The organism is Olsenella uli (assembly GCF_016900775.1).
In the GTDB taxonomy this organism is placed as follows: Bacteria; Actinomycetota; Coriobacteriia; order Coriobacteriales; family Atopobiaceae; genus Thermophilibacter; species Thermophilibacter uli_A.
Map to the genome: position 1 here is coordinate 172976 of NZ_JACJKN010000001.1, position 12979 is coordinate 185954.

10 protein-coding genes are annotated in these 12979 nt (G+C 68.1%); 3 read left to right on the plus strand and 7 right to left on the minus strand.

Annotated elements, in window-relative coordinates:
* Nucleotides 1-28: 28 nt before the first annotated feature.
* The gene (locus H6A23_RS00810) at nt 29-898 is read right to left on the minus strand and encodes a transporter substrate-binding domain-containing protein (RefSeq protein WP_204830300.1); all 870 of its coding nucleotides are present in this window, start codon (nt 896-898) and stop codon (nt 29-31) included.
* Nucleotides 899-1198: 300 nt separating this feature from the next.
* Here H6A23_RS00810 and H6A23_RS00815 point away from each other — a divergent pair, with 300 nt between their 5' ends.
* Nucleotides 1199-1771 (plus strand): manganese efflux pump MntP, encoded by a 573-nt coding sequence (locus H6A23_RS00815; RefSeq protein ID WP_204830301.1) that lies wholly within the window; start codon nt 1199-1201, stop codon nt 1769-1771.
* A 76-nt stretch (nt 1772-1847) separates the two neighbouring features.
* Here H6A23_RS00815 and yihA read toward each other — a convergent pair whose 3' ends face one another.
* Nucleotides 1848-2438 (minus strand): ribosome biogenesis GTP-binding protein YihA/YsxC, encoded by a 591-nt coding sequence (yihA, locus tag H6A23_RS00820; protein ID WP_204830302.1) that lies wholly within the window; start codon nt 2436-2438, stop codon nt 1848-1850.
* 307 nt (nt 2439-2745) lie between these two features.
* Between yihA and H6A23_RS00825 the strand changes: the two genes are divergently transcribed.
* Nucleotides 2746-3561 carry a fructosamine kinase family protein gene (locus H6A23_RS00825; protein WP_204830303.1) on the plus strand — a complete coding sequence of 272 codons (816 nt, stop codon included), beginning with the start codon at nt 2746-2748 and terminating at the stop codon, nt 3559-3561.
* A gap of 111 nt (nt 3562-3672) precedes the next feature.
* On the opposite strand, the gene H6A23_RS00830 is transcribed toward H6A23_RS00825, so the two are convergent.
* The 3 genes from H6A23_RS00830 to H6A23_RS00840 all read right to left on the minus strand — a co-directional run bounded on the left by H6A23_RS00830 (nt 3673) and on the right by H6A23_RS00840 (nt 8602).
* Nucleotides 3673-4869 carry an MFS transporter gene (locus H6A23_RS00830; protein ID WP_204830304.1) on the minus strand — a complete coding sequence of 399 codons (1197 nt, stop codon included), beginning with the start codon at nt 4867-4869 and terminating at the stop codon, nt 3673-3675.
* Nucleotides 4870-5001: 132 nt separating this feature from the next.
* Complete coding sequence (locus tag H6A23_RS00835; protein WP_204830305.1) at nt 5002-6246, minus strand: AlbA family DNA-binding domain-containing protein; 1245 nt, start codon at nt 6244-6246, stop codon at nt 5002-5004.
* A gap of 235 nt (nt 6247-6481) precedes the next feature.
* Nucleotides 6482-8602, minus strand: coding sequence for a HelD family protein (locus H6A23_RS00840; RefSeq protein ID WP_204830306.1), 2121 nt, complete (start codon nt 8600-8602; stop codon nt 6482-6484).
* Nucleotides 8603-9106: 504 nt separating this feature from the next.
* Here H6A23_RS00840 and H6A23_RS00845 point away from each other — a divergent pair.
* Nucleotides 9107-10900, plus strand: coding sequence for a DUF2264 domain-containing protein (locus H6A23_RS00845; RefSeq protein ID WP_204830307.1), 1794 nt, complete (start codon nt 9107-9109; stop codon nt 10898-10900).
* A 49-nt stretch (nt 10901-10949) separates the two neighbouring features.
* On the opposite strand, the gene H6A23_RS00850 is transcribed toward H6A23_RS00845, so the two are convergent.
* The gene (locus tag H6A23_RS00850) at nt 10950-11960 is read right to left on the minus strand and encodes a LacI family DNA-binding transcriptional regulator (protein WP_273447615.1); all 1011 of its coding nucleotides are present in this window, start codon (nt 11958-11960) and stop codon (nt 10950-10952) included.
* 239 nt (nt 11961-12199) lie between these two features.
* A complete protein-coding gene (locus H6A23_RS00855; RefSeq protein WP_075279514.1) occupies nt 12200-12841 on the minus strand; it encodes an RpiB/LacA/LacB family sugar-phosphate isomerase in 642 nt (213 codons plus the stop codon).
* Between the last annotated feature and the right edge of the window lie 138 nt (nt 12842-12979).

Genomic DNA, 12979 nt, shown 5'->3' on the forward strand with positions numbered 1-12979 from the left:
CTGGGAGGAACCTTTGGGTCGGGTGCCGCTACTCGAGGCACCAGTTGGCGTAGTCGATGCCCTGGTCGGCGTACTTCTCGCAGAGCTCCTCGACGAAGCCCTCCTCGTCCATGGCGCGCAGGGTCTCGGTGACCGTGCTTGCCGTGGCGTCGTCGCCCTTCTTGAAGCCGACGGCGTAGTGCTCCTCGGAGAGGGGCTCGTCCATCTGGACGTAGGCGTCGGGCTTGGCGGCGAGCTGATAGGCGGCGATGGAGAGGTCGCAGGCCACGGCGTCCACGGCGCCGGACTCGAGCTGCATGAAGGCGGTGTTGTAATCGCCGATGGTCTCGAGGCTGGCAAAGGTGGCGGCAAGCTCCGCCTGTGTGGCGTCCTCTCCGGCGAGCACGTTGTAGGCGGCGGAGTCGACCTGCGTGATCACGGCCTTGCCGGCGAGGTCGTCAAAGCTCGCGATGCCTGAGTCCGCGCGCGTGACGACGACCTGCGCGTTGAGCATGTACGGCTCGGAGAAGGTGTAGTCCTCCTCGCGGCCCTCCATGGTGAAGCCGTTCCAGATGCAGTTGATGGCGCCGCTGTCGAGCAGGGTGTCCTTGGCGTCCCAGTCGACGGGCTCGAGCTGGATTCCCCAGTCGTTGCGGCTGGCGACCTCCTGGGCGAGCTCGAGGTCGAAGCCGGTGTACTCGCCGTCGTCGCCGACGTAGCCGTAGGGCGGGTAGGAGGAGTCAAAGCCCACGATGAGGGTGCCGGTGTCCGCGGCCCCGGTGCCGGCCCCGCCGGTATCGGCGGCGGGCTCCGCCGCGTCATCGCTGGTCGCGGGCGTGCCGCCGCAGCCGGCAAGCGCGGCGGCGGAGAGGGCGGCGAGGGAGGAGAGGACGAACGACCTTCTGTTTATGGCGCGCATGGGATTCCTTCCGTATGGTTCTTCTCGGCGGGGCCGGTACTTTACTCTGCTAAAGCACGGATGAATATACGCTTTAGCGTGGTGGAGTACAAGGTGGGTGCGTGCAGGTTTTCAGGTTGGTAACAGAGCGGCTGTGGTATGATGGCGCCCCACGAGGGAGTAGTGGCACGCCGCCCGCGGCGTGTGGTGCGTCAACACGCTGGCCGCAGGGCCTGGCGCGCCTTAATCAACGAGACTCGCGACGAGGGTGAGGGCCCTTGTCGCGAGTCTTTTTCTTTGACGCTGACGAGAGGGGACGTCATGGGTATTGTCGAGCTGCTTCTCATTGCCGTGGGGCTGTCCATGGACGCGTTTGCCGTCTCCATCTGCCGTGGCCTGGGGATGCGGCGGCTCAACCTGCGGACGGCGGCCGTTCTGGCGCTCTTCTTTGGCGGCTTCCAGGGGCTGATGCCGCTCATCGGATGGGCGCTTGGCAGCCAGTTCATGTGGCTCATCGAGCCCGTGGATCACTGGGTGGCGTTTGTGCTGCTCGCCTTCATTGGCGGCAAGATGCTCTGGGAGGCCTTCCATGAGGAGGAGGGGTGCTGCGGCTGCGAGGACACGAGCGGGATTGACCTGCGGGAGTTTCTCGTGTTGGCGGTGGCCACCTCGATCGACGCGCTGGCAGCAGGCATTTCCTTTGCGGCGCTCGCGGTGGATATCGTCCCGACGGTTGCCCTCATCGGCGTCATCACGTTTGGCCTTTCGTTTGCCGGCGTCGCGGTGGGCCACTACTTCGGCGCGCGCTACGAGAAACCTGCGAGCGTTGTGGGCGGCGTGGTGCTGATTTTGATCGGCCTCAAGGTCCTCCTCGAGCACCTGGGCGTTCTGTAGTTTGGGGACGGGCTATTTCTCTCAGAGAGCCCCGGGCCTGCCCCGAGCTCTCTGAGAGAAATAGCCCGTCCCCAAACTACAGACAGGCGTCGGCGATGCGGCGACGCAGGTCATCGATGCCCTGGCCCGTCTCCGAGGAGGTGACGACCACCTGGTCGCGCTCGATGCCGAGCTGTCGCGCGATCGCGGCCGCCTGCTGCGCCTGCTTGGAGCGCCCGAGCTTGTCCGCCTTGGTGAGCGCTACCACGAAGGGAAGGCCGCTCTCGCGCAAAAACCCCACCATCTCGTGGTCGAGCCGCTGCGCGTCGTGCCGGATGTCCACGAGGGCGATGACGAGGTTGAAGCTGCGCTCCTGCGCAAAGTAGCCGGAGATGAGGTCCGCCCAGCGCTGCTTCTCCTTCTGGGAGACCTTGGCAAAGCCATAGCCGGGCAGGTCCACAAAGCGAATGCCGTCGACCTCGAAGAAGTTGATGTTGGCCGTCTTGCCGGGCGTGCTCGAGACCTTGACGAGGCCCTTGCGGTTGAAGAGCTTGTTGAGCAGGGACGACTTGCCCACGTTGGAGCGGCCGGCCACCGCGACCTCGGGCGTGGTCGACTCGGGAAGCTGGGCCACGGTGCCGTATGAGGCCTCGAAGCGCGCAGTCTGGTAGTTGATGCTGCCGGCCATGGGGGTCCTTTCTCGATGTTGTGCGATGACCCATTGTACTTTGAGCCGGTGCCGCTGAATTGCGCAGTCAGGCCGATGGTGCGAAGAAACGCGGTTTTGATGCGCAATCAGCGCCTTGGTGCGAAGGCATTTCGCGCGCTCACAAGATGATGGCTGCTCCGCACCTGGCCTTTTGCGGAGACACCGCCCCTCGAAGCGTCAAAAGAAGCCGAGGAGCCATAGAATGGCTTCGCACCAAGGGGCTGATTGCGCAGACGGCGTCCATTTCTTCGCACCAAGGGCCTAACTGCGCACAGAAGGGGGCTTCATGAGAGATGGCACCTTCGTCAAGGAGGCCGGTTTTGGCGACAACCTGCCCGGTGAGGCGGCCGGCCTGCGCTGGCTCGCCGAGGCAGAGCCCCTCGGCGGCATTCGCGTGGCGCGCGTGGTGAGCGTGACGAGAGACGAGCTCGTCGAGGAGCGCATCGAGACGGGCGCTCCCTCCGCGAGGGCGGCCCGCAGGATCGGTGCGGCCCTCGCGAGGACGCATGCGGCGGGCGCCCCCTGGCTTGGCTGCGCCCCCGAGGGGTGGTCGGGCGACCCGTGGTGTGGCCGGGCCCGCACCCCCTACGTGGCGCGCGAGGACGCGGCGGACGCCTGGGGCGTGTTCTTTGCCGAGCACCGGGTCATGAACTACGTGCGCACGCTCGTCGACCGCGGGGACTTCAGCGACGGGGACGCCGCAGTTCTGGAGCGGGTGGCCTCCCGGATTGCCGGCGGGCAGTTCGACGCCCCGCAGCCGGCGCTCGTGCGGGCGTCGGGCCTCCCGTGCGCCCGCCTGCACGGAGACCTCTGGGCGGGCAACGTGCTCTGGGACGCCGACCGAGACGCGCCCACCGGCGGTGTCCTCATCGACCCGATGGCCTACGGAGGCCACGCCGAGACCGACCTCGCGATGCTCGCGCTCTTTGGCTACCCGTTTCTGGATGAGGTGATCGCCGGATACGACGAGGCGTCGCCGCTTGCCGACGGCTGGCGGGAGCGGGTGGGCATTCACCAGCTGGCGCCGCTGCTCCTGCACTGCGTGCTCTTTGGCGGCTGGTATCTTGCTGAGACCATCGCGACGGCGCGACGCTATGCGTGACGCCACGATGCGCGGCGAGGACAGCGTGCGACCTGTGCGGCTGGACGAACAAACGCCCGGATGGGGAGAAGAGCCTCGCTCGGAACGCGTGCTGCGGAGGGCCCGTCGTACCTACGCTCGTCCGCGTCGCGCGAGCGCGCGCGTGCTCAGGACGGCCTGGGCCACGAGCGCGGCGCCGGCGCAGGCCCAGAGCGCGAGGTAGCCGCCCGCGCCGATGGCGAGCTGGCCGAGCACCGAGCCAACCCCGCCGCCCGCAAAGACGCCGAGGCCGATGAGGCCGGTGCAAAGGCCCGTCTGGGACGGGTCCACGTCCATGGAAAGCGAGACGAGCGTGGGCTGGACGAGGATGTACCCTAGGCCGAGGCACGCCGCCGCCCCGAGCGCGGGCACCCAGGAGCCGGTCAGCGCGCTCGCGGCGAGCAGGATGACGGCGCAGAGCCCCGAGACCTCGCCCACCTGGATCACGCGCAGCAGCCCGCCGCGCGCGCCGATGCGCCCCGAGATGGTTCCGCCCACGAGGCACGCGATGCCGTAGAACATCATGAGCAGGCCGGCGGCCGTGGAGGAAAGGCCGCACCGCTCGGAGAGAAACGTCCCCATAAACCCATAGACGCCGAGGTAGATGATGCCCGTTGAGCAGGCGGTGAGGTAGATTGCGCGACCGCGCACAAAGAAGAGGCGCCCTGCCCGCGCAAGGAAGTCGCGCGCCTCGGCGGCGGGGGAGCGGCGCTCCCCGGCGGGCGGCAGGGCCTCGGTGACGCCGCGCAGTCGCAGCAGGCCGACCCACGCCAAAAGCCCCAGCACGCCGAAGGAGACAAACGCCGCCCGCCAGCCCATGAGGTCGGTGATGATGCCGCCGAGCCCCGCGGAGAGTCCCTGCCCGGTGAAGGTGATGCCCATGAGCAGGCCCACCGCACCCGCGCGCCCCTCTGCGGGGACGACGTCGCCCACGAGCGCCTGCGAGACGGAGATGATGCCCGCGGCGAAGCAGCCCGTGAGGATGCGTGCCGCCACGAGGAGCGGCAGCGTCGGGGCCGCGGCGCAGATGACGGTGCTTATCGCCAGCCCCAGGACGATGATGCGCAACAGCCTCTGGCGACCCACGCGGTCGCCGATGGCTCCGCAGACCGGCTGCAGCATGCCGTAGGGGACGAGGTACGCCGTCAGCACCACGGCTGCGACGGACGGCATCACGGCGAGCGTCTGCGCGATGGCGGGCAGCGCCGGCGAGACAAACCAGTTGTCCGCCGCGGACACCAGCCCGCAAAAACCCAGCGTCACAACAACGCGCCTTTGACTCGCGTCCATGAGCCCCCCTCTGTTGCGTTTTCCGACAACCAACCATAGCGCAACGTAGCCGATGGGAGGGCGGGGGCGTCCTGACATTGGTGACAGGGTCGTTTGTCAGGTTTTTCCTGACAAACGACCCTGTCACCAATGTCAGGAGGTGCGCAGCAGGGCGTCCACGAGGGCGTTGTCCTCCGGGTCCGGCGAGCCCAGCGGCAGGCCGCACGCCTCGAAGAAGTGGCTGCCGGCAAACTGGCGCGCCCGGAACGTGTCGTGCGCGCCGTCGTCGAGATAGCGGACGCGCGAGAGGCAGTCGGTCGTGGCGCAGTAGAGCACGCCGTGCCGCTCGGCGTAGGCGAGGTAGACCGGGTCGTCCGACCACAGGGTCACGCCGGCCATGTTCTCGAGCTCGTAGGCCACGGCGTACTCGCGCCACCCAATGCCCCGGGCGCGCGCGTAGCGGTCGAGCAGCGATGCCATCCGCGTCACGCGCCCGAGGGTCGCGGGCGCGTCGATGAGCTGGGCGTCCGCGGCGGGCGGGAAGAGGGCGCGCGCGGCCAGGACGTCAATGGCGCGCGCCCGCTCGTCCCCGCCAAGCAGGACCGCGGGCACCGAGAGCTTCATCGACTCGTCCGGGAAGAGCTCGATCGCGGAGTGCGGGACCACCGTCTCGTCGCGCGCCGGGATGCGAAAGACCAGGCTGTCGTGCGCATGCTGAACGCGGCACTCGAGTCCCTGCTGGGTGAAGGCGGCGCTCATGGCGCGCGCGTGCTCGCCGTCGCGCTCGCGCGAGAAGGACTCCTCGGCCACGCGCCCCATGCGGAAGAGATAGAGGTTGAAGAGCGGCAGGGACTCGCCGCCCATGGGGTAGTGGACGGTCCGCTTGCAGAACATCCGCACCTCGAGGCGCCGGCGCGTGGCCTTGTCGTAGAGGTCGACGAGCGCGGTGCCGGCGGCGGGCCCGGACGTGGAGCCCTCGCGGATCTCCACGATGCCGTCCGCCACGTAGGGCGGAAAGTCCCCCTCGAAGACCTGCACGAGGATGACGCCCTGCCCGGGCGCGGCGGGGTCCGGCACGAAGCGCGCGTCAAAGCGCGGCGCGGGGGAGACGTGGCGCCGGCAGAGCTCGCCGATCGTCTGGCTGACGTCGGCCTTGGGGCGCGGCACCGGGCAGACGTCCTTCTCGGCATCCGACACGCCAATGACGAGCCAGCCGCCGCGCGAGTTGGCAAACGAGGCCACGATCTTGGGGACCTTGCGGCGCACGCTCGGCGAGAAGGACTGCTTGAACTCCAGGGCAAAGCCCTCCTCGTAGTCCGCGAGCTGCGTGAGGTCGGCGTACTCCACGTCCGCAAGCGCCTTGGGCGCGCCCTGCCTATCGCGAAACGGGCTGAACATGGGGCCTCCAAAGAACGTGCCAGTCTGCGTGCGGGGCCGGTCAAGAGCAGCGTAGCACGTTCTCGCAGGGAGCGGCGGAGGGCGGGCCGCGGGTGGTGGCGCGCAGTGGGTGACGGGTTTTGAACAAACGAGGGCCCTCGGGAGGCCCCATCCGTTCAAAACCGTCACTCACGGCTGGCGAGAAGGACCGGGCGAGAAGAGCCGCCGAGAAGAACGGCCGGAAGGTCGCCCGGCGCTAGCCCAGCATCGGCGTGAGCGGGCCCTGGGCGAGCACGGTCACGCGGTGCATCGCGCGGGAGAGCGCGGTGTAGAGGCGCCGGCGCGCGAGCGGGGTGTCCGGGTAGACCTCGGCCTGCGCGTCGGGCACGATCACGTGGTCGAACTCCAGCCCCTTGGCCACGCGCAGGGAGAGCAGCACCACGCCCGAGGCGGGCAGGTCGGAGTTCTTGCCCAGCACGCAGGCGGCGTCCCCAAGCTGCTTGGCAAGCCAGCTCACGCGCGCGTCCGACTCGGCGATGACGGCCGTGAGGCCCTCGCCGGGCTCGGCCACGGCCTCGCGCAGCGCCGCGAGATACGCGTCCTTCTCGGCGAACGAGCGGACGTCGGGCTTGATGCCGGCGCGCTGCACGGAGGTGAGGCGGCGCCGCTCGTCGGGCTCGAGAAGCCCGCAGAAGAGCTCGGTGATCTCCGGCGAGGAGCGGTAGCTCGTGAGCAGGCGGCACTCGTCCACGCTGCCGTGGCTCGCGCGGAAGATCTCCGCGATCCGCGGGAACGTGGCCGTGCCCTCCATGATGGCCTGGTGCTCGTCTCCCAGGAGCAGGAAGTGCGCGCGCGAGAAGTGCCGCGCGAGCACCATGAGCTGGGCCTCGGTGTAGTCCTGGACCTCGTCCACCATGACGAAGCGCGCGGACTTGTCACCGGTGCCGGTGAAGAGCAGCCGCAGGTAGAGCCACTCGGTCGCGGAGAGGGCCCGCTGGCCGAGCAGGCGCATGCCAATGCGGTCGAAGCGGATCCACGAGAGGCGCTCGATCTCATCGTGCGCGCCGGCGTAGCGCTGCTCCACGAGGCGGCGCGCGTAGGCGGCGACCTCGTCGTCATCGTCGGGGGAGATGGTCTCGCCAAAGACCTCCACCTGCTGCTCGACGTCCATGTCGAGCATCTCCTCCTGGACCTCGTCGCTCTTGGAGAGCTGCGTGAAGCGCCGCTCCAGCCGCTCGTGGAGCTCGTCTTTCACGAGCGCGGTGAAGCGCGGGCCAATGGGGAACTGCGCGAACTTCTCCGCCGCGCTCTGGACCTGGCCCGCCCTGAGGAGGACCTCGTCCGCAAAGCGGATCTCGCGCAGGTCGTCCGGCTCGAGCGTGAGCTCGGCCACGGCCTCCTCGAGCCGGCGCAGGGACTCGGGCGCGGTGTCCACGCCGAGGTCGCGCTCGCCGGCGCCCTGCGCCTCGACGAAGGCGCGCCAGGTGAGCGTCTGCGGGTTGGCCTCGCCCATCGAGGGCAGGACCGTGTCGATGTAGTGCTCGAAGACGTCGTTGGGCGTGAAGAGCCAGACCTGATCGGGCGAGAGGGTCTTGCGCTCCTGGTAGAGCAGGTAGGCGATGCGCTGCAGCAGCACGGACGTCTTGCCGGAGCCCGCGATGCCGTTGACCAGCAGCACGGGCACGTCCTCGTGGCGGACCACCTGGTTCTGCTCGCGCTGGATCGTGGCCGTGATGGCCTGGAGCTTCTCGGTGTGGTGCTTCTTGAGGGCGCCCAGCAAGAGCGAGTCCTGGATCGCGACGGTGGTGTCAAAGTAGGAGTTGAGCTGGTCGCGCACGATGTCGAACTGCCGGCGCAGCGTGAGGTTCACGGTGCGGACCTTGCCGTCCACCTCGTAGCTGGTGGGGCCCATCTCCTGGTTGTAGTAGGTCTCGGCCACGGGCGAGCGCCAGTCCACCACGAGCGGGCGGCTGCGCTCGTCGGTCATGCCCGCGGTGCCAATGTAGACGTCGCGCGGGGGGCGTCCCGGGCGCATCTCGAGCGTGACCTTGGCAAAGTAGGGCTGCATGAGCAGCAGCATCACGCGGCGGAGCTTGTCCACGTTGAAGTCGTGGTACTGGTTGTAGGCGTCGATGACGGAGTTGAGCGTCTCGATGGCGGCGAGCGTCTCGATGGTCTCGTCCGCGCCGCCAAAGTCCAGGCGCACCTCCTCGCTCATGGCGATGAGGTCCTGCTTGGCGCCCCGGTGGTTTGACTCGAGGTCGGCCGAGATGTCGTCGCGGATCTTGAGGAGCTGCGCGTAGAGCTCCGTGAGATGGTCCTGCTCTGCCTGGAAGATGGGGTCGACGTTGCTGGCGGCGTCGATGTTCTCGGGCATTGCGCTCCCTCCGTTGCGCGGAATTTCGAGTAGATAATGGTACGCCATCGGGGTGTTGGCGCACAACGGGGGGCTGCGTCCACGAGCCGTGACGTGGTTAGGAAATGCGGGCTGTTGCGCCGCGCGGCCTTGGCGCGCTTAGAAAATGGGACTCGTTGCAGCCGCCGGCCCTCGCACGCATAAAGAACGGGGCTTGTTGCGCCCCTAAGTCCCCCTGCGGCGGCTCTGCGGCTCCCCCGACGGTCCTTCTCGGTGCTCCTTCTATGCAACGACCTCGATTCCCTAAGTGCGTTGCCGGATAATCCTGCAACGACCCGGCTTTCCTAAGCTGGTGGCGCGGTTGGCGCGGGCGGCGCGGACGGCGCGGGTGGCGCGAGGGGGCACCTTGCGGCCGGGAGGCCGCATGGCGAGAAGAACGACCACTCGCCGCCCGCCCGTGCGCCGCCTCACGCGCGTGGTATGGTAACGATAAACGTTTACGAAAACCGAGACGCGGAGGGCGCCATGTCGGAGGAGTGCCACGAGCTCAGCACGAGGGACGACCTCGTCGCGTGGACGCGGCGGCTGCTCCCGGACCCGTATGCCTACCCCGCGACCTCGGGCTCAACCTATGACGAGGACATCCGCCGCTTCGAGTGGGCGGCCCGGCCGCTCTGGGCGGTCTTCTCGCTCATGGCATCGGGCGAGTATGACGAGAGGGACGTGGCGCCGTTCATCCGCCGCGTGCACGACGGGCTTGACCCGGCGGGGCCGTTCGCCTTCCCCGAGCCCACGCTCCCGCGCCGGCAGATCATCATGGAGATGGAGGTCTTTGGGTATGGCCTCCTCGTCTGCGCGGAGGACCTGCTCTCCCGCCTGAGCGCGGCCGAGTGCGACCGCCTCGTCGCCTGGCTCAACCTTGCCAACGGGGTGGAGCTTCCCTGGGGCGGCTGGTTCTGCTCGCGCGCGCTGGTGAACGCGGGCCTCGCCGCCGCGGGGCTGCCGTACGACGCCGAGCGGCTCGCGCTGGACCTGCGCTCGATCGAGTCCATGTACGCGGGCGGCGGCTGGTACGAGAACGGCCGCCCCTTCCAGCGCGATCACTACATCGGGCTCTCGTTCCACTTCGTGCTCCTGCTGCTGCACCGCTTTGCGCCCGAGGCGTGCCCGCTGCCGGAGGAGCCCGCCCGCGCGGCGGAGTTCGAGGCGGACTACCTCCCCTGGTTTGATCGCCAGGGGCGCTCGGTCCCGTTTGGCCGCAGCATCTTCTACCGCTTTGGCCATGCGTGCTTCTGGGCCGCCGAGGCCCTCACGGGGGTGCACGAGCGCCCCCTCGGCGAGGTCAAGCGCCTCATCATGCAGAACCTCCGCTGGTGGCACGACCACCTGGAGGAGCTCGCCAACCCGCTTGCGCCGGGCTACGGCTATCCCAACCTCGCGCTTGTGGAGGACTACTGCTCGCCCGCCTCGCCGCTGCGCGCGCTGCGCTCGCTCGTGCTCCTGGCACTCCCGTCCGAAGACGAGTTCTGGCGCATGGGCGAGAGGGACCCGGAGCGCGAGGCCGTGCGCGTGGAGGAGGGGCCGGGGGTGCTCGCCGTGAGCGGGCCTCACCACAGCTACCTGCTCTCCGCCTCGCAGTTTGGCGGCCCCTCCGTCTGGGGCGGCATGTCGCGCTACGGGAAGCTCTGCTACTCCTCCGCCTTTGGGTGGAACGTCTCGCGCGACGTCTGCGGGCTCTCCTACTTTGCCGCGGACTCGTGCCTCGCGCTCTCCGTGGCGGGGCTTGACCAGTATGTCTCGCGCGACCGCATAGACATGGGCGAGGTGCGCCCTGGCTTTGCGCACACCCTCTGGCGCTACGCCTCGATCGCGCAGGTGGAGACCTGGCTCATCCCGGTGAACGAGTCCACGCACGTGCGGATCCACCACGTGGAGTCCTCCTCTGCGCTCGACGTCTGCGAGGGCGCCTTCCCGCTCTTTGGCTGGAACCCCAAGCGCGACGTCCCCGAGGAGGAGCGCGACGGCGCCGTGCTCCTCTCGCGCGTGTCGGGCGCGGGGAGGCTCTGGCGCTCGGGCATCGTGGACGCGCGCGCGTGCGACGACACGCTCGAGCGCGCCATCGGGGGGGCGGGCCTTGCCGACGCCATGCGCGGCGTCCTGTGGAGCGACCGCGACGCCGGGGTGGTCCTGCAGGACCCCAACACCAACATCTACAGCTGCGAGCGGAGCGCCGTGCCCGTGCTGCGGGCGCGCATCACCGCCGGGACCACGTGGCTCGCCTGCGTGGTCTGCGGCGAGCCGGGCTATCTGGCGGAGTAGGGGCGGGCGCGGCGGCATCTGGCGGCGGGCCCGACAAGATCGCGGCGCGCTACATCGTGGTCGAGCGCCACTGGACGTTGCAGCCGAGCTCCTGGTGGACGGACTTCTTGTCCTCGTTCTCGAGCAGGTCGAGCAGGATGCGCGCGGCCTCGCGGCCCTCCTCGAAGGCGGGCTGCTCGATGGCGGTGACGCTCGGCGAGGCCACGCCCGTCCAGTCGAAGTTGTCAAAGCCCACGAGGCCCACCTTCTCGGGCATGAGCGGGTAGAACTCGCGCATGGCCATGTAGATCTCCGGCAGCGCCCAGCAGTTGGGGGCAAAGACGAGGGTCGGGGTCTCGCCGTCGATGTTGGCGCGCAGGAACTGGGAGAGCGACTCGCCGTCGATGCCGCCTGGGGCTATCTCGTACTGCGTGAAGCCGGTCCCCTCCTTCTCCAGCGCGTCGACAAAGCCGGAGAAGCGCTCGATGCGCGAGCTCAGGAGCTGCGGCGCAGCGGCGATGAGCAGGAACCGGCGGTAGCCGCGCTCCACGCAGGACTTCACCGTGCGGTAGGTGGCCTCGTAGTTGTCCGTCTTCACCCAGCTCGAGGTGTAGTCGTAGTACTTGGAGTCAAAGAAGACGAGCTTCTTGCCCGCGGCCTCGATGTCGTCCGCGACGGTCTTGAACTGGGAGGTGGGCTGCACGATGAAGCCGTCCACGCCAAGCGCGAGCAGGCGGTCGATGTAGGCGCGCTCGCCGTCGGCGCTGTAGTTGGACGAGCAGCAGAGCAGGCGGTAGCCGGCCTTGTCCACCACCGAGCCGATTCCCTTGACGATGCGGTTGGAGAACTCGTTGGTGACGTCGCCGATGATGACGCCGATGAGCTTGGAGCTCTTGGCGTTCATGCCGCGCGCGAGCGGGTTGGGCTCGTAGCCGGTCTTCTCAATCGCCCTCTTGATGCGCTTCTGGGTGTCCTCGGACATGCGCTCGGTCTTGCCGTTGAGATAGAACGAGACGGTGGTCTTCGACGTCTCCGCCATCTCGGCGATGTCCTTGATGGTGATGCGTCTCTTCTGCGCCATGATGCTCTTCGCGCTCCCCACTACGTCCGGCCCGGGATGTTTAGTAAACATAGTTTACTCAATTCGCGGCAGCTGGGAACGCAAATATGCCCCCAACAAAACGCTTACATATCAGTTGGCGTGGGCGCGATGCGCGAGGCACAAAAAGGCGGGCGACCCGAGGGCCGCCCGCGGCAGGGCGCAGAAGGGCGAGAAGAACCCGCGTCTTCCGCATGTAAGATCGCGCTTTCGGCGCTGGCCTAGAGACCCAGGATCTCCTTGACCTTGGCGACGATGGCCTCGTCGGTGGCGTTGGCGAAGAAGTACTCCTGGAAGTGCTCGCCGGAGAGGGCGCCCTTCACGAGCTCAGGGTCAAGCGCGTCGAGGATCTCGGTCAGCGGCTTGAAGGCCGCGGCGCGCACGCCGTCGAGAATCTTCTTGTTGCGCTGCTCGGGGACCACGCGGTCGGCGGGGTAGCCGTTGCCGGAGCCAAAGCCGAAGAGCTTCTCGAAGGTGTACTCGAGGTTGAGCTCCTGGCCCCAGCCGTTCTTGAGGGCAAACGGCATGGCCACGGCGTTGCCGTCGTTGACCTGGGCGAAGGTGTAGGCGTCAAGCGGGTCGGCCACGTGGCCGCACAGCACGCCCGGGAAGCTGTTGCAGGCGAGCATGGCGCCCTCGCCGGTGCCGCAGCCGGTGACCACGTAGTCGGCGGCGCCGGAGTTGATGAGGACGGCGGCGAGGATGCCGTTCTGCACGTAGGTGAGGGGGTTGGAGCCCTCCTCGGCATACATGCCGTAGTTGAACACGGTGTGGCCCATGGGCTCGACGACCTTCTTGAGGGCGGCCTCGATCATGGGGTTCTTGGCGTTCTGGCTGTTCTCGTTGATGAGGGCGATCTTCATGGGTCTCAAATCCTTCCTTCCGCGGTCCAGTGCGCTCCCTGAGAGGAAACGTAATCAGAACCAGAGTAAGAGCAAAACTAGTTTTGTCAACAGTTACGGCCGAGAGACCCGCTCACCGAGAAACATGGACCGTTTACG

Bases quoted from the DNA above. Each gene is read 5' to 3' on its own strand.
- H6A23_RS00810 (WP_204830300.1), bottom strand. From the start codon at position 898: ATGCGCGCCATAAACAGAAGGTCGTTCGTCCTCTCCTCCCTCGCCGCC.
- H6A23_RS00815 (WP_204830301.1), top strand. From the start codon at position 1,199: ATGGGTATTGTCGAGCTGCTTCTCATTGCCGTGGGGCTGTCCATGGAC.
- yihA (WP_204830302.1), bottom strand. From the start codon at position 2,438: ATGGCCGGCAGCATCAACTACCAGACTGCGCGCTTCGAGGCCTCATAC.
- H6A23_RS00825 (WP_204830303.1), top strand. From the start codon at position 2,746: ATGAGAGATGGCACCTTCGTCAAGGAGGCCGGTTTTGGCGACAACCTG.
- H6A23_RS00830 (WP_204830304.1), bottom strand. From the start codon at position 4,869: ATGGACGCGAGTCAAAGGCGCGTTGTTGTGACGCTGGGTTTTTGCGGG.
- H6A23_RS00835 (WP_204830305.1), bottom strand. From the start codon at position 6,246: ATGTTCAGCCCGTTTCGCGATAGGCAGGGCGCGCCCAAGGCGCTTGCG.
- H6A23_RS00840 (WP_204830306.1), bottom strand. From the start codon at position 8,602: ATGCCCGAGAACATCGACGCCGCCAGCAACGTCGACCCCATCTTCCAG.
- H6A23_RS00845 (WP_204830307.1), top strand. From the start codon at position 9,107: ATGTCGGAGGAGTGCCACGAGCTCAGCACGAGGGACGACCTCGTCGCG.
- H6A23_RS00850 (WP_273447615.1), bottom strand. From the start codon at position 11,960: ATGGCGCAGAAGAGACGCATCACCATCAAGGACATCGCCGAGATGGCG.
- H6A23_RS00855 (WP_075279514.1), bottom strand. From the start codon at position 12,841: ATGAAGATCGCCCTCATCAACGAGAACAGCCAGAACGCCAAGAACCCC.